Annotated in this window: 18 protein-coding genes; 17 read left to right on the forward strand and 1 reads right to left on the reverse strand. The window is 40.5% G+C overall.

Features of this window, described 5'->3' with window-relative positions; translation table 11 throughout:
• The first annotated feature begins 93 nt into the window (after positions 1–93).
• The 13 genes from ACQV1I_RS10200 to ACQV1I_RS10260 all read left to right on the forward strand — a co-directional run bounded on the left by ACQV1I_RS10200 (position 94) and on the right by ACQV1I_RS10260 (position 11,397).
• Positions 94–1,242: a LiaF transmembrane domain-containing protein gene (locus ACQV1I_RS10200; RefSeq protein WP_094698858.1), complete on the forward strand. Its 1,149-nt coding sequence runs from the start codon at positions 94–96 to the stop codon at positions 1,240–1,242.
• A gap of 352 nt (positions 1,243–1,594) precedes the next feature.
• Positions 1,595–2,731 (forward strand): hypothetical protein, encoded by a 1,137-nt coding sequence (locus ACQV1I_RS10205; RefSeq protein ID WP_094698857.1) that lies wholly within the window; start codon positions 1,595–1,597, stop codon positions 2,729–2,731.
• Between the two features lie 274 nt (positions 2,732–3,005).
• Complete coding sequence (locus tag ACQV1I_RS10210) at positions 3,006–3,599, forward strand: RNA polymerase sigma factor (RefSeq protein ID WP_003338575.1); 594 nt, start codon at positions 3,006–3,008, stop codon at positions 3,597–3,599.
• Complete coding sequence (locus ACQV1I_RS10215; RefSeq protein ID WP_094698856.1) at positions 3,596–4,246, forward strand: anti-sigma factor family protein; 651 nt, start codon at positions 3,596–3,598, stop codon at positions 4,244–4,246. The genes ACQV1I_RS10210 and ACQV1I_RS10215 overlap by 4 nt, the downstream gene beginning before the upstream one ends.
• Positions 4,247–4,322: 76 nt before the next feature.
• Complete coding sequence (locus tag ACQV1I_RS10220) at positions 4,323–5,270, forward strand: tetratricopeptide repeat protein (RefSeq protein ID WP_094698855.1); 948 nt, start codon at positions 4,323–4,325, stop codon at positions 5,268–5,270.
• 266 nt (positions 5,271–5,536) lie between these two features.
• A complete protein-coding gene (locus tag ACQV1I_RS10225; RefSeq protein ID WP_094698854.1) occupies positions 5,537–6,652 on the forward strand; it encodes a hypothetical protein in 1,116 nt (371 codons plus the stop codon).
• A 10-nt stretch (positions 6,653–6,662) separates the two neighbouring features.
• Entirely contained in the window at positions 6,663–6,869 is a 207-nt protein-coding gene (locus ACQV1I_RS10230) for an IDEAL domain-containing protein (RefSeq protein WP_018670086.1), read from the forward strand.
• 76 nt (positions 6,870–6,945) lie between these two features.
• A complete protein-coding gene (locus ACQV1I_RS10235; RefSeq protein ID WP_094698853.1) occupies positions 6,946–7,383 on the forward strand; it encodes a DUF2487 family protein in 438 nt (145 codons plus the stop codon).
• A gap of 339 nt (positions 7,384–7,722) precedes the next feature.
• On the forward strand, positions 7,723–8,238 hold the full coding sequence (locus ACQV1I_RS10240) for a ubiquinol-cytochrome c reductase iron-sulfur subunit (protein WP_094698852.1): 516 nt from the start codon (positions 7,723–7,725) through the stop codon (positions 8,236–8,238).
• Between the two features lies 1 nt (position 8,239).
• Positions 8,240–8,911 carry a menaquinol-cytochrome c reductase cytochrome b subunit gene (gene qcrB / locus ACQV1I_RS10245; protein WP_018670083.1) on the forward strand — a complete coding sequence of 224 codons (672 nt, stop codon included), beginning with the start codon at positions 8,240–8,242 and terminating at the stop codon, positions 8,909–8,911.
• A 30-nt stretch (positions 8,912–8,941) separates the two neighbouring features.
• On the forward strand, positions 8,942–9,727 hold the full coding sequence (locus tag ACQV1I_RS10250) for a menaquinol-cytochrome c reductase cytochrome b/c subunit (RefSeq protein WP_094698851.1): 786 nt from the start codon (positions 8,942–8,944) through the stop codon (positions 9,725–9,727).
• Positions 9,728–9,918: 191 nt separating this feature from the next.
• Entirely contained in the window at positions 9,919–10,530 is a 612-nt protein-coding gene (locus ACQV1I_RS10255; RefSeq protein ID WP_094698850.1) for a DUF1405 domain-containing protein, read from the forward strand.
• A 48-nt stretch (positions 10,531–10,578) separates the two neighbouring features.
• A complete protein-coding gene (locus ACQV1I_RS10260) occupies positions 10,579–11,397 on the forward strand; it encodes a sporulation protein YpjB (RefSeq protein WP_018670080.1) in 819 nt (272 codons plus the stop codon).
• A 175-nt stretch (positions 11,398–11,572) separates the two neighbouring features.
• On the opposite strand, the gene ACQV1I_RS10265 is transcribed toward ACQV1I_RS10260, so the two are convergent.
• On the reverse strand, positions 11,573–12,436 hold the full coding sequence (locus ACQV1I_RS10265) for a YitT family protein (protein ID WP_094698848.1): 864 nt from the start codon (positions 12,434–12,436) through the stop codon (positions 11,573–11,575).
• 216 nt (positions 12,437–12,652) lie between these two features.
• On the opposite strand from ACQV1I_RS10265, the gene ACQV1I_RS10270 reads away from it, so the two are divergent.
• The 4 genes from ACQV1I_RS10270 to bshB1 are packed head-to-tail and all read left to right on the forward strand — an operon-like array spanning position 12,653 to position 14,960.
• Entirely contained in the window at positions 12,653–12,985 is a 333-nt protein-coding gene (locus tag ACQV1I_RS10270; protein WP_003341666.1) for a nucleotide pyrophosphohydrolase, read from the forward strand.
• A gap of 11 nt (positions 12,986–12,996) precedes the next feature.
• Positions 12,997–13,800, forward strand: coding sequence for a 4-hydroxy-tetrahydrodipicolinate reductase (gene dapB / locus ACQV1I_RS10275; RefSeq protein WP_116333811.1), 804 nt, complete (start codon positions 12,997–12,999; stop codon positions 13,798–13,800).
• Between the two features lie 55 nt (positions 13,801–13,855).
• Positions 13,856–14,245, forward strand: a complete 390-nt coding sequence (locus ACQV1I_RS10280) for a methylglyoxal synthase (protein ID WP_018670077.1) — start codon at positions 13,856–13,858, stop codon at positions 14,243–14,245.
• Between the two features lie 13 nt (positions 14,246–14,258).
• Positions 14,259–14,960, forward strand: coding sequence for a bacillithiol biosynthesis deacetylase BshB1 (bshB1, locus tag ACQV1I_RS10285; protein ID WP_018670076.1), 702 nt, complete (start codon positions 14,259–14,261; stop codon positions 14,958–14,960).
• The last annotated feature ends 67 nt before the right edge of the window (positions 14,961–15,027 follow it).

Raw genomic sequence — 15,027 nt, forward strand, 5'->3', positions numbered from 1 at the left:
TCCAAGATACGTCCAAGGACTGAGCCGATATCAAATGTGATATGCTACAATTAGCTCAACGTATAAACGGATGTAGTGAGAGAGGAGAAGTTCATGCGTCAGCCAGAAGAAAAACAATCAACTTTAAATCCCCAACGCTCGCGTTACAAGCGGATCGGTCCTTGGCAATTAGCCATTACTGTTTTAGCGATAGGGATTGGCATTTTAGTAGATCAACTTTTTTATACGAACTTTTTAGCAACCGTCTTAAAGTTTTGGCCGTTGCTACTTATTATCATTGGAGTTGAATTAATTTTACGCCAATTATTTCAAACATCTGAAAATAGTCCAGGCTGGAAATTAGATGCTAGTAGCTTGATTTTAATGGTTGTGATTCTTATGGGGGCAAACGTTTACCAAGCTTTTTCTAATGGAAACATCATGGAGCTAGTAACGAATCGTCTTTACAAGGGGCCTGTGCAATTTGTTACAGTCATGGAAAACGATTTGGAAGTAGCTGGTATGCAAGCGCTTCGGATTACAAATGATTTTGGTAAAGTTATGGTAGAAGGTTCTTCAGATGGTCGTTTTCATATCCGTGTTGATGGAAATGTTAAAGCTGATTCCAAGGAAGAGGCAGAACAAAGAGCGAAAGATATAGAAGTAAGAATAGAACAAGGCCAAGAAACCAGTATAGAGATCAGGGATAACTACAATAAGGCCCGTGATTTAACATTGTATGTGATGGTCCCAGAAAATACAGAGATTACCTCTGATGTAAAAGCAGGTCTAACAGACATTAAAAAGGTAAGAAAAGCAGATATAAAATCAGATGCAGGCAAGGTTACGGTTTCTGACATTACAGAACAACTAAAAGTTAGTTCTAATGCGGGTGCTATTGAAGCGACAAACATTTCGAATGCAACTCTCCGTTCAAATGTAGGAATGATTACTGTCAACGGATCGGTACAAGGAACATTGTATGTAGGTAATGATGCAGGTAAAATTAATGTTTCAAGTAATGTAGTTCTTAATGGACCTTGGCAGCTACATTCTGATCTAGGGGCTGTTATGGTACATATACCAAAAACGAGCCAGGTGTCGTTAACAGCGAGTACCAAATTGGGGAGTATCTCTGGCAATGAGTTACAAGTTGAACGTAACGGGGCAAGTGTCAAGGCGATGAAAACCTTGGGGGATGGTACCTTTCCTGTCCAAATATCAACTGATCTAGGAAGTATCAACTTTGATACTACGCTTTAAAGGAAAATCCCAGCAATGGAAAGAGGTCCTGCAAGTCAGGCTCTCCTTGCTGGGGTTCTATTTTGGAATAGAAAATGTTATTTTTCGAAAATATACTTACGATAAAAATAGTTTGACAAGTTACTAAATATGGGTATAATTAGAAGTACAGTATGGTTTCTCTCCACTCCTATCCAAATATATAGCACAATTGTGCTACCGTTGGTTGAATGCGCTTTCATTCGATCAACGGCTTTTTTGTTTTTGAAACCAATTGTTTGAAACCTAGAATCTTGGGAATAATCAAGAAAATTGCTCATATGTTGGTAGTAAAGATATTCTTGATGACGAAAAGATTAAGAGGGGGACGAGCATGGATGAAGTTCTCACGATAATTCGTAATGCGTCGGTTGTCACACAGCATGCGGTGAAACAAGCGGATATTTGGATTCAAAAAGGTAAAATTGTACGCACTCATCCGGATACATTATGCAGAAAATGGAGTAGTGGACAAGCTATAGTAGAAATTGATGCTTCCGAATATTATATTTTGCCAGGATTTTTACAAGTATTGAGAACTAATTCATTGAGTTATAGGCCTACCCATTCATATGTTCAACAGATCCAAATGTTGGTTGAACAGGGAATCACAACATTTATTGATACCATTAAAATAGGTAATTGGATGGATGAGTCACAATGCATGTATCAGCTATCACCCCATTACAATAGCCCCCTTGATTATGCTGTTCGAATAGAAATAATGGCTGCTGAATGTCAGTATGATAGGATTCGTCAATTGATTAAACAGGGATTTCGGATCATCCAAATTATGGTATGCACATTAGAAGAAGTGCACCGAATTAACTGGAATAGCCTGTATCCGCTTCTTTTGCAGGGACGAGTGTCACTGCATTTGCACATTTTAGGTGAAACCATTTCCCGAGAAGATCGTCAGACTATCATAGAAGCATGGTTGCAATATTGCCACTATGGAAAGATTCGCACCTGCATAAATGAAAATCAAACAAAAGACGTAATAAAAGAAGCGATTTCTTTTTATCATCTCCAGCCGGTTGGGAAACTTGAAGAGAAACAGAAAGAGCATGGATGGCTATTGAGGCAACTGAAAAATTGGTATTTACACCATTCGCTATTTGCTTCTATAAAGGAGTTAACTGTTCCATCACAACTATGGGCGCGTGGGGAAGCAGAGCGAATCCTGTCCTTAACGGTACGACTAGCTTCCACGAACGTTGCAAAGCTGGCGGGATGCTATCCTATTAAAGGAAGTTTGTTGCCAGGTGCAGATGCTGACTTATTGTTCCTAAAAAAAGACAAATGGTTGACAAATCATTCTATTTCCACTATGCTCATTCTTAGCGAAGTATGTAATCCTGTGAGAGTTATGTCGAAAGGCGTCTTTATTTATCAGAATGGTACCCATCATTCGACAATTGGTGCAGGAAGACATCTGAGGCCGTTACGGCCATATAACTACGCGATGTAACCCCGTCATGGGGTTTTTTCATACTGTTCCACACTATGATAAAAAAGTGTAGTCCCCTGTTTTTCTTCTTAGTTACTCTACGTAGGCTACTTTTACATATGAAAATGGTGAGTTGTAGAACTCATTCCTTCAAGAGCTATGCTGTGTCTGAAGGTAGGTTCTTCATCGCTGAAAAAGTTTATGCCTTTTCCGCAACTTTTGGTGATCTGCGTGGTCTAATTTAGTGCATAGGTCACTGGGGAGTTTGGAATCGCTTAGGAGGTAAACCTAGTCAATGACCGATTCCCAGTTAATTCGCGAAATAAAAGAGGGCAATATTGAGAGTTATGCCGAGCTGATACGTCGGTATGAAAGGAAGATCTTGACCTTTGTTGCTCATATGCTGCGTCAAGCGCATTTGGAGCATATAGCAGAAGACATTTGTCAAGAAACCTTTTATAAAGCGTATAAAAGCCTTCATTCTTTCCGAGATGTGGAAGCTACATTTTCAACATGGTTGTATACCATTGCTCGTAATACAGTATTGAGTGAGCTACGTAAAAGTCGTAACGCTGACGTTTATTTGGAAGACAGTGTCCAGGTTCCGAGCATTTCCTTCGAACGGCTCCCTGAGCAACAATTGTTGCAAACAGAGCGTGAAGACCTGGTGAGACAAGCGATTAATAATCTTCCTGAAAAACAGCGATCGGCGCTTATTTTACGTGAGTACGAGCAACTGGATTACAATGAAATTGCCAAAATCCTCGATCTTACGGTTAGTTCGGTTAAATCTCTTTTATTTCGGGCTAGACAAAGCATTAAATTACAATTGGAATCTTATTTTATCGATTCTCAATTGGAAGAAGCCGAAGGGATGAGTAAGCGATGAGGTGCGATGAGGCACAAGAAATGTTACATGACTATGCACAGGGTGATTTGCCAGAGTTATCGGAGCGTAGGCTTCAGAATCATCTGGCCTGTTGTGATTCCTGTCATTCAAAATATGATGTACTGCTAGACAGTGACAAGTTCATACAAATGCATAAAGATGACTACATAGCTAATCCACCTGCCACTTCGATTGTAGATGCTGTCATGGCGCGCATTTTATCGGAAGAGAAATGGGCCATTCCTATTGGGAAAAAGGTGTTTACTTTAACCGTGCGTATGCGACGTATTGGACTTAGTGTGGCAATGGTACTTTTAATGATTTGTTCTTTCACTCTTTATCATAATTCAGACGACAATCTAAATTCATTTATACCTTATACTGCAAAAGCAGAAGCACTTTCCTCAGATAACGTTAAATCTGAAGTAAGTACAGCGTCTGAAACAGATCAAGATGTGGCGGTTCAAACAATTGATTCTGGCGGTGAAACAGCTGCTCCTTTATTAAAACAACAAAAAGAGATGCGTGTTAATGTGATCACCTCTGATATGGAACCGTCGTCAAATAAGCCGAATTATAGTGTCATTTTAAGCTTTTTTGGAATTTTAATTACGGTTTTGACAATGAGTTGGTTTACAAGAGCCTAAAATCATATAAAATATAGGATGAGGACCGTCAATTTGACGGTCTTTTATCGCTTAGTATAGAAATGGGGTGTTTCGCATGCCGAAAAAATGGCTGCATATCATTGAGGAAGCTGTTAATAAAATTGAAAATGATGAAATGGAACTTGGACTGCAAGTTTTACATAAAATAGGTGAACACGGCAAGGAAATTCCAGAAGTAATGTTCTGTTTGGCAGATGTCTGGTACGGGCTTGGACACAATCAGGAAGCAATTAAGATCATTCAAGACTTGCTAGCAAATCCCACTATACCAAAAGAGATGGGTCAAGAAGCCAAGATTATGGCTGCGGAGATTGCTTTAGACGAAGCAGATTACGATGCTGCCCACGAATATCTGTATGCTCTTAAAGAAGATGGCTATGATGAGATTCAATTGTATCTACTACTGGCTGATTTGTATGCTATGCAGGATTTAGAAGAAGTTGCTGTTAAATATTTGAAAGTAGCTCATGAACGTGATCCAGATAATGAAGAATTACGAGCTGCTTTAAGTGAAATGCATATGAAAACAGGTGAAGTACAGGAAGCGATAAACCTGTTGGATGAGATTTCTGAAACCACATTCCATGCGCTTGTATTAAAAGCACGCACATTTGCACAGCAGGGTCAATTTGAAGAAGCCTATCAGCTATATACAAAGGCAGTACAGTACGAGCAATTGCCAGAAGTTGTATATGGCTGTGCGTTGATGTCTTTTTATACCGACAAATGGGAAGAAGCGGAGCAATATATTCAGTTATTGATAGCAATTGACGAAGAATATGTGACTGCATATCCGCTTCATAGTGATATTTTGCTATCCCAAGGAAAGACAGAAGCAGCCATTGACGCACTGAAAAAGTATGTAGACCTATCTGGTTTTGATGTAGAACATATCCGCCGCTTAACAGCTCTTTTAATGCAAGCTGGTCGCTATGAAGAATCGAAAGAATATCAGAAGTTACTGGAGCAATGGGATTTACAAGAAGAGACAAGTGAAGAATAAAAAAAGCAGTTTTATTTTGAAAGCACGTAAGATAAATGTCTGCTTTAAGCAGTAGTCCTCCATTTCTTATGCCATTTTATATAAAAAAGCACAGCGAAAGCTTGTGCTTTTTTATTTGTGGTACACCCTCCAAAAGGTTATTTGCTTTCGAGTAACTATTTCATGTGTATCCCAAGTTTTCTTACCAAAATTGTTTCAACAGGTTTAAGCCTAGAATGAACTGGGCAACAATGGAAATAAATCTGCAAAGTAAGAAGGGATGCGCAATGAAATTAGCTGAAGTACTCGTTTACGCTGATATTAACCAATTACATCAGATTGCGAGACATTATGGTTATCAGTGCGATCCGCATTCGAAAAACGAGTTGGTCACTACTTTAATGACCGGGCTGCGACATCAAAAGACAATACGAACGGAACTAGAGCAGCTTTCTTCGGCTGATCTGCACTTCCTGTTGCTGTTATTTCTGGATAAACGCGAGCGTTTTACACTCGAAGATTTATTGGCAAAAGCAGCAATTGCACAAGTGGAGGAGTGTGAGGAAAAGAAGGAAGAGGCACGTAAAAAAGTAGCGTTTGCCTTGAAAAGAGGATGGATTTTTCCAGCGAAGGGCAGGTTGCAAGGACAGTTCGAAATCCCTGTTGATATTCGAGAGCTGTATGTACAAACATGGATACGGTACTTGCCTGGAGTAAATGTCCAGAGTGAGGTGCCTAGCGCTTATCGTGATGAAGGAACGGCTTTATTAGATGATATGCTGATTCTGCTCCGTTTCTTGCAAAATGAGCCTGTTCCTCTTACTCAGGATGGAGGCATGTATCGGCGCTATCAGGTGCAGCTATTTAATTTTTTAAGCGTAAAAGAGGAACCGCTTGCCCCACAGAAATGGCGTTTTGGATATGGATTGCATTTTGACCTATATCCAGATCGATTCTCGCTTCTTTACGATTTTTGTTACCATAAAGGATGGATTGCTGAGGATGGAAAGCAAGTTTATATCACCTCAAGTGGTTTAGAGCTACTCCAACAAGGAATTAGCCCGCTTACTCACCATGAATGCATCCGTTTTTGGTTTCGTTTATATAAACGAGCGATTCCTAATCTCCCCTTGTTGGTCCAGTTGATAGCAATGTTGACTTCTAATCAATGGTATTCTTCACAACAGCTATCCGATTTGCTACTTCCTTGGATGAAGCCTTTCTATTATGACAAACGCGAGGAAATCCTATCGAACCGCATCTTAAAGATGATGGTCCATGTTGGATTACTTAAGGTAGGACAATCGAAGGCAGGCGAGTGGGTTTATGAAAGAACGGACGTTTGCGAGGTTTGGCTGCGAGATTATAACGGTTTTGTCGATACCACCATATTAATGAAATGAGGGACTAGTCATGGAACAGTCCAAGTACTTGGGCAATGGTTTTATGTCGGGATTGCTATCGGAGATCATGATTGATCAGCAGGTGCGACAATTTCGCAAGCGCACACTATATAAAGAGATAGATGAAGCATTGGCTGTAAAAAATAAGGAAAAGTTTTTGATGCTGACAAATGAATTGAAAGAATTACTAACATATGAGATAACTGAAACAGGTTAAAAATGAGGAGCTCGCTTGTCAGCGGGCGTTTTTCCTCGTTTTGGCTTAATAGAACGGGGAGAGGGCGATACGCACTATGCAATGGAATGTAGAAGAACTGCAAGGATTTGAGGCAGTTAGACCTTATTATGATTCAGCAATTTTGCCGCATTACATATTTGACAAGAAGCTATCAATCGCTACAAATGCTGCACGTATGGGATACCTCTCTAGCCTAGCTATGGCTGTGGAACAACGCTTAAAGGGAAGAGTCCTGTTGTTTCCCCTCATGTATCAAATTAAAGAGGATACAACAGGACCCAATGAGATTCAATTACCAAATGAATTCGGTTACAATTTTATTTTACGTTTTTCTGGAATTGATGTTCATATACCAGTGTACCCAGATCCAGACACACATGTAGAATTCCTAACGATCAGTGATGAAGATTTGGAGTCAGAGATTCGTTTTCAAATTACAATTGATGTTTTATACCAAGAGATTTTGCAAATTTGGCAAAATCATAAAAAATAGACCAGCTTATAGAAATGTTAGAAAGGGAACTTGCTTTTATTCAGGCATGAAAGATTTTGGGTGAGTAATCCCTTTCTTTCCAATATCAGGGTAGAAAAGGGACTGAAACGCAAGAGTTTTTGGATAATTATTCCTTTTTAACCCTGATTTGTGTGAATTGTGTTGAATTTTTGACAAAATCTTAACATTATCAGTATTTTCGCAAAGCAATGGTTACTCCAAAGAGTCATATTATTGACATTACTTGAGGGGTTAGCTATTATTGGTCTTGACCTAGTGTTTCCTATATGCATGTAGTCGAAATTTGAAAGAAATCTAACAGGATAAGGAGGGAAATAGATGAGCAAAAAAGAAATTTCCAGACGTACGTTTCTAAACTATGCACTCATGGGAACTGGTGGTTTCTTGGCTGCAGGTATGATCACACCGATGATCCGCTTTGCCATTGATCCTGTGCTGAAAACTTCGGCTGCTGGAGATAAAGTTGCGGTTGGAAATGTAAGCGATTTTGGGCCGGAACCAAAGAACGTGAACTTTTCTCTTCATACCAAAGACGGTTGGTATGAATCGGAAACGCCAATGTCTGCCTGGATTCGTAAACTGGAAGATGGCAAGCTTTTGGCATTGTCCCCTATCTGTAAGCACTTGGGCTGTACCGTGAGCTGGAATTCTAGTGAAGATTTTAAAAACGAGTACTTTTGCCCATGTCACTTTGGTAGGTATGCAATTAACGGAGAGTACATTCTGAATACTCCGCCAACTAAATCGCTCGATGAGTACGAAGTAGAAATTAAAGATGGTAAAGTTTACTTAGGTAAAATTGTACCAAATCCACGTCCAGGGGTGAGCGGATAAAATGATACAAAAAATGTATGATTGGGTGGATGAGCGCCTAAATATCACTCCTATGTGGCGTGATCTGGCTGACCATGAAGTACCTGAACACGTAAATCCCGCACATCACTTTTCAGCGTTCGTTTACTGTTTTGGGGGCCTTACTTTTTTTATTACTGTAATTCAAATTCTATCTGGAATGTTTTTGACCATGTATTATGTTCCAGACATCATTAATGCTTATGAGTCCGTAAAATACTTACAAACTGAGGTTGCTTTTGGTGTAATCGTTCGTGGTATGCACCATTGGGGCGCAAGTTTAGTAATTGTCATGATGTTCCTACATACCTTACGTGTCTTCTTCACAGGATCTTATAAAAAACCACGAGAATTAAACTGGATTGTAGGGATGTTAATCTTCTTCGTAATGCTTGGTCTTGGTTTTACTGGGTATCTGTTACCTTGGGATAACACAGCGTACTTTGCTACAAAAGTAGGGCTTCAAATCGCTGACTCTATTCCGATAATTGGACCTTATGCGAAAAGTTTGTTAACAGGTGGAGAAATTGTAGGAGCGCAAACGCTTACTCGTTTCTTTGCTATCCATGTATTCTTCTTGCCAGCTGGCTTGTTGGGATTATTGGGTGCTCACTTTATTATGATACGTGTACAAGGTATTTCTGGACCTCTATAAAACTAGTCTTCAACAATAGGAGGAATTAGCATGGCAAAACAAGATAAGAATGCTACCTTCGTTGGAGACTCTCGGATCTCAGCGAAGCGCATGCCAAATGTGTCACCTTCGTATTCTGACTATCCAGGAACCACTGAACCGTTTTGGCCAAACTTTCTGTTAAAAGAGTGGATGGTTGCTGCGGTTTGTTTGCTTGGTTTCTTGGTGTTAACGGTTTCACATGAATCACCTCTAACAGCGAAAGCTGACCCAAATGATACTTCTTTTATTCCAGTACCGGACTGGTATTTCTTGTTCCTGTACCAATTATTGAAATATCCATGGGCAGCAGGTGATCACGTACTGCTTGGCGTAATTGGTATTCCTGGTATTGCTTTTGGTGCCATGATTCTAGCGCCATTCTTAGATACAGGTAAAGATCGACGTCCAATTCGTCGTCCTATTGCAACTGGACTTATGCTACTGTCCTTGTTCTCCATCTTCTTCTTGACTTGGGCAGCTCATGACGAACATGAAAAACAGGTAGCTAAGCTAGGTGGCGGCGGTGGAGGAGGAGCTCCTGCTGCTGCAGCAAAGGCTGATCCAAGCTTTAAAGCTGATCCACTATGGGCAGCAAATCAGTCTTGTATTGGGTGTCATGGTGGAAATCTTGAAGGCGGGATGGGACCTAATCTACAAAAGATTGGTTCGACTCTAGGTGCTGAAGATATCCACAAGACGATTGTAGAAGGTAAAGGTGGTATGCCAGGTGGTATGTTTAAAGGATCGGATGAAGATCTGAAAAAACTGGTAGATTACCTCGCAAGTTTGAAATAACAAAGGACCAAAGCTGGCTGATGATCTCGGTCAGCTTTTCCTATTTGTAGGGGGGGTTATACATATGAGACAGTTCGACACTCAACTGTAACACAATTCTTACAAACGTGTGGACATTGGTTGCAGATGTATGTTGGTACATGTAAACTAGAGAGGTATCTTTTTACAGCTAATAGGGGTGACGTAAGGAAATGAAATGGATGTGGCTCTGGTTTCTAGGATCATTAAAAAAATCGTGGTTTCTCTGGACCTTGTTCTTCATTAACTTTTTAGGGACAATCTACGGTTTTTACTGGTATAAGGACCAACTTGCAGATGTAGCTGCCTATAATGCGCCCTATTTGCTGTTATTTGTCCCAGATAGCCCTACTGGGAGCGGACTATTTACTCTGGTTATCTTAATGTACATTTTGGGTCGAAACGTTCCAATATTGGAAGCGGTCGCATCAGTTACGAACTTTAAGTACGGGATGTGGGCAGTTGGAGTTATTATTGCAGGCTGGTCTCTTGGTAACGAGGTTCATTGGCAAGATCTGATGCTTTTAGCGTCCCATTTGGGCATGGCAGTGGAGTCTATGCTGTATGCTCGCTACTATCAAATAACTTGGTTGGGGCTTGGAATAGCAGCGCTTTGGGTGTTAAATAACGATTTTCTCGATTACGTAATGGAAATTCACCCGTATCTACCAACACCACTGGTTCCATATACCGGCATTGTGGGCTTATGTACGGTTGTTTTAAGCTTGCTCTCCATTGCTATTATTTATTATTTACATACACGAGCGAATAAAAATCAGGTCTAATCTTGTCCTCCATTCCATAGTCTGTACTATGGGAAAGGAGGTTTTTTTGTGCCAAAAAACATCAGAATGTTGCTACTCTTATTGGTAATGGGATTTCTATTAGCCATGCCGATTAGTTACTTTGTGACAAAAATGAACCAGCCGCCAGAAGAAAAACATTTGGCTGAATTAGATAAGGTGGCAGGGGAAATGCTACGAGCAACTGAAAAAGGAGATTATGACACGGCCAAACTAAAAATAGAGAGGTTAGCTTCTCAATTTCCCAACGAAACCCTTCCTATATCTTTACGGATTGAAAGTCTCAATGCTGTAACACAGTCCATTTTATCAGCCAAAAAAGCTTATGCAAGTCCAAAAACGACAGAAAATCGGTTGTTGTGGCATGCGACGCAGGTGAGAGTAGCTGTAGATGCGCTGAGTCATCAACGGAGTCCTATGTGGCGCACCTACTATAACTCCTACTCAAAGCAGATGCAGAACTTATTGCAAGCCGCTGTCGAACGAGATACTGAAACCCTTCGAGCACAATATGAGGAAAATTACCAATTATATTTAGCGCTACGGCCTGCAATGACAATCCAGTTAAAAGAACAGGCAATGGATAAGGTTACACGAAAATATGAAGAGATAGCGAAACATCTACTTAATCAGAAGCTGGATTGGCAGATGATGCGTTCCTCTATCAGAGAACTGAGTAGTACGATGCAGGAAGCGTTTGTTGGGGAAGACCAGACTGCTGTGGGTTCATTCATGGACAATCCAGAATCAACGTATCGTCTGATGGTGTGGATATCTACATTGGTGACTGTTTCACTAGCTTATGTAGCATGGATAAAATACTCTGCGATGAAGCAACGAAGGATCTGAATCCAGGATTGAGATATATAAGATTAATGATGGAAAAGGCCTACTCATGTTGAGAGTAGGTCTTTTTGAAGTACCCATGCATCCATACTTCTTATATTAGTCATTACCTGTATAGAGAATCACAGGTATAACATGAAGCATACAAAAGTCTAGTTAATATAGGAAAAGTAGCTTTTTATGTTTGTCGCAAGGGCTTTTTATTTTCATCAAATGTAAAACCTTCACCTAAAACTTCGTGAACCTCGCTCACAATAACAAAAGCATGAGGGTCAATTTCATTCATAAGATTTTTGAGGCGAGGGACTTCATTTCTGCTGACAACACAGTAGACAATCTCCTTTTCCATACCGGAGAAGGCACCTTTTCCATTTAAAATCGTGACACCCCGTCCTGTGGTCAAAATTTCCTGAGCTATTTTTTGGGGGTTCTCCGATACGATCATTAAAGCTTTGCCAGCATACGCACCGTCTTGGAAAAAGTCTATAACCCGTGCAGCAATATACACACAGACTAACGTATACATAGCGTTTTGAATAGATAAGTAGATCAGAGATGCACCGACTACTAGGATATCACCCATGAGTAAGGTACGGCCCATACTGATTCCGAACATCTTGTTTAATAAACGGGCGATAATATCGACGCCCCCTGTCGTTCCACCATAACGAAAAATGATACCTAGACCGCTACCGATTGCAACTCCGGCAAATAAAGTGGCAAGCAAAGTGTCGCCCAATTTTTCATAATGTAAAATCATGCCAAATAATGAAAGCGAAACTGATAAAGAAACCGTTCCAACGACGGTGTAAAAAAAGCTGACTTTCCCTAACAAACGATACCCAATAAAAAATAAAGGAAGATTGAGTAATAGATAAACAATTCCCTGATCAATAGCTGGAAAGGCTAGTTTGATCAGAATGCTGATCCCTGTGATACCGCCTTCTGCCAGTCCGTTTGGAATGTTAAAAGCGTTAATGCCAAAACCCATGATGATAGAACCGATGATAATTGCTAATATGTTTTTCAAATGCAATTTCATGAAGGGAAATCTCTCCTTTTCCGGTAAATCAAAAGGTAGCAAACATGCTGACTGTACACAGGTAGGAAAAACTTGCCTGTAACCCTAATCAGAGTCATTATAAAGGAGGTTTTTTGCCTTGTCTATTTATGATACACTTTAGCCAATAGGTTTTTTGATTAATTTGCTTGCTTACATAGTTTGCTCGGTTTTGGGTCTAGTATGAGGGAGGAAAAAATGGATAATAAAAAAACATTACAGGAAATTCAAGAAGAAGTAGATCAGTATATCTCTCAGTTTAAAGAAGGATATTTTTCTCCATTAGCTATGTTGGCTCGCATGACTGAGGAAGTAGGAGAGCTCGCTCGTGAAATCAATCATTATTATGGAGAAAAACCTAAGAAATCAACTGAAGCAGAAAAAACAGTTGAAGATGAACTGGGGGACGTTTTCTTTATTGTCTTATGTTTTGCCAATTCTCTTGGTATAGATTTGCAGGAAGCATTTGATCGCATTATGCACAAATTTAATACTCGTGACAAGGATAGATGGACCAGAATTGAAGAGTAGGAGAGGGTAGGATGGAAAAGATAATTCGCGTTGCCGTAGCTGGCGCCAAAGGAAGAATGGGGCGCGAAGTGGTTAAAATGCTTGAACAAGATCCCTCTCTGGAGTTTGTTGCTGGGATTGATTCACAGTTGACAGGTGTAGATGTGGGTGAGGTACTAGGAGGAAAGCCAATAGGCGTACCAATGATTAATTCCTTGGAAGAAGCCTTACTAGCTTTTAAACCAGATGTTGTCGTAGACTTTACTACGCCTTCACAGGTTTACCAAAACATGCTCCTGTGTCTGCAACATGGTGTGAGACCAGTTGTAGGTACGACTGGTCTTAGTCCTGAAGAAATAGCAGAATTAAATCAAATATGTGTAGACAATGAGCTTGGGGCTATAATAGCGCCTAACTTTGCTATCGGGGCTATCCTCTTAATGAAATTCGCTAGCATGGCAGCTAAATATATGCCACATGTAGAGATTATTGAACTACATCATGATCAAAAGCTTGATGCCCCAAGTGGAACTGCGATTAAAACAGCTGAAATGATTGCATCAGCTCGTAATGACATACAGCAAGGTCATCCAGATGAGAAAGAGATCCTTACTGGAGCACGAGGAGCTGATTATATGGGCTTCCGAATCCATAGTGTGCGTTTGCCAGGTATGGTAGCACATCAGGAAGTATTATTTGGAGCAATTGGACAAACCTTATCTATCCGTCATGACTCCATAAATCGTGAATCGTTTATGCCAGGTGTTCAAATGGCCATTAAGGCAGTTGTCTCTTTACAGACGTTAGTATATGGACTAGAGCACCTCATTGATTAATATACAAAAGAGTAGTGGTAAACAGACAGAATGAGTGACTGAGAGGGGATTTTACATGAACATCGCATTGATTGCACATGATCAGAAAAAAGAAGAGATGGTTCAGTTGGCTATGGCCTATGAGGGTATTTTACAAAAGCACCAATTATTCACAACAGGTACCACAGGGTTGCGCATTATGGAAAATACGAGATTACAGGTAACGCGTTTTTTATCGGGACCCTTAGGTGGCGATCAGCAAATTGGTGCCATGATTGCTAAGAACGAAATGGATGTTATCGTGTTCCTACGCGACCCACTCACTTCTCAACCACATGAACCTGATATTCAAGCTTTATTACGATTGTGCGATGTTCACCGTATACCAGTTGCGACTAATCTAGCTACAGCAGAAATCCTGCTAAAAGCTGTGGAGCAGGGTAACATGGCTTGGCGGGAAGTCTAACAGGAGGAATATTATGGAAGAAAATCACTTAGATATATTAGCCATTGGTGCTCATCCTGATGACGTGGAGATTGGAGCAGCAGGGGTCTTGCTACGAGCAAATCAGCAAGGAAAACGAACGGGTATTCTTGATTTAACGTATGCAGAGCTTTCTTCAAACGGGACAGTAGTGCGCCGTCAAGAGGAGGCAGCTGTTGCTTCTGAGCATATGAATTTGACTGCACGTTATAATTTTGGATTGCCTGATCGTGGATTGGAAGCAAACCGGGAACTGGCTGTCAAGAAGGTTGTCGATCTTATTCGAAAAACTCGACCTAAAGTAGTGTTAGCTCCTTATTTTCATGATCGGCATCCCGATCATGAGAGTGTAAGTCGGATCGTAAAAGAGGCGATTTTTTCAGCAGGTATAAAAAAGTTCGTAGGAGAACGTGAATTACCTGCATATCGTCCTGAGCAATTTTTTTATTACTTCATCAATAGTACTGCTTCTCCTAGTTTTTTTGTAGATATCACGGATCTGTATCCGCAAAAGATACAGGTGCTAGAGTCGTATCGAAGTCAGTTTGAGCAAGAAGAAGGGAGTGTAAGCACTCCGTTAAATAATGGATACATTGAATTGGTAGAATATCGTGAGCGTTTATTTGGGCAACAAGCAGGAGTGACATATGCAGAAGGTTTTGTCAGTGCCACACCGTTGGTACTTTCATCCTTGTAACAGTGGGAGCGCCCGAGTGCCTGTCAGCCGATGACAGGCCATTTCCTGTGTAAAAAAGGGAGGAATT

Source organism: Brevibacillus sp. JB24b (assembly GCF_051713385.1).
In the GTDB taxonomy this organism is placed as follows: Bacteria; Bacillota; Bacilli; order Brevibacillales; family Brevibacillaceae; genus Brevibacillus_B; species Brevibacillus_B laterosporus.

What these genes read in the sequence shown, in the direction of transcription:
- ACQV1I_RS10225 (WP_094698854.1), top strand. Translation starts at nt 5,537, where the DNA reads ATGAAATTAGCTGAAGTACTCGTTTACGCTGATATTAACCAATTACAT.
- bshB1 (WP_018670076.1), top strand. Translation starts at nt 14,259, where the DNA reads ATGGAAGAAAATCACTTAGATATATTAGCCATTGGTGCTCATCCTGAT.
- ACQV1I_RS10280 (WP_018670077.1), top strand. Translation starts at nt 13,856, where the DNA reads ATGAACATCGCATTGATTGCACATGATCAGAAAAAAGAAGAGATGGTT.
- ACQV1I_RS10205 (WP_094698857.1), top strand. Translation starts at nt 1,595, where the DNA reads ATGGATGAAGTTCTCACGATAATTCGTAATGCGTCGGTTGTCACACAG.
- ACQV1I_RS10255 (WP_094698850.1), top strand. Translation starts at nt 9,919, where the DNA reads ATGAAATGGATGTGGCTCTGGTTTCTAGGATCATTAAAAAAATCGTGG.
- ACQV1I_RS10265 (WP_094698848.1), bottom strand. Translation starts at nt 12,436, where the DNA reads ATGAAATTGCATTTGAAAAACATATTAGCAATTATCATCGGTTCTATC.
- ACQV1I_RS10235 (WP_094698853.1), top strand. Translation starts at nt 6,946, where the DNA reads ATGCAATGGAATGTAGAAGAACTGCAAGGATTTGAGGCAGTTAGACCT.
- ACQV1I_RS10250 (WP_094698851.1), top strand. Translation starts at nt 8,942, where the DNA reads ATGGCAAAACAAGATAAGAATGCTACCTTCGTTGGAGACTCTCGGATC.
- ACQV1I_RS10270 (WP_003341666.1), top strand. Translation starts at nt 12,653, where the DNA reads ATGGATAATAAAAAAACATTACAGGAAATTCAAGAAGAAGTAGATCAG.
- ACQV1I_RS10215 (WP_094698856.1), top strand. Translation starts at nt 3,596, where the DNA reads ATGAGGTGCGATGAGGCACAAGAAATGTTACATGACTATGCACAGGGT.
- ACQV1I_RS10200 (WP_094698858.1), top strand. Translation starts at nt 94, where the DNA reads ATGCGTCAGCCAGAAGAAAAACAATCAACTTTAAATCCCCAACGCTCG.
- ACQV1I_RS10210 (WP_003338575.1), top strand. Translation starts at nt 3,006, where the DNA reads ATGACCGATTCCCAGTTAATTCGCGAAATAAAAGAGGGCAATATTGAG.
- ACQV1I_RS10220 (WP_094698855.1), top strand. Translation starts at nt 4,323, where the DNA reads ATGCCGAAAAAATGGCTGCATATCATTGAGGAAGCTGTTAATAAAATT.
- ACQV1I_RS10240 (WP_094698852.1), top strand. Translation starts at nt 7,723, where the DNA reads ATGAGCAAAAAAGAAATTTCCAGACGTACGTTTCTAAACTATGCACTC.
- qcrB (WP_018670083.1), top strand. Translation starts at nt 8,240, where the DNA reads ATGATACAAAAAATGTATGATTGGGTGGATGAGCGCCTAAATATCACT.
- ACQV1I_RS10230 (WP_018670086.1), top strand. Translation starts at nt 6,663, where the DNA reads ATGGAACAGTCCAAGTACTTGGGCAATGGTTTTATGTCGGGATTGCTA.
- dapB (WP_116333811.1), top strand. Translation starts at nt 12,997, where the DNA reads ATGGAAAAGATAATTCGCGTTGCCGTAGCTGGCGCCAAAGGAAGAATG.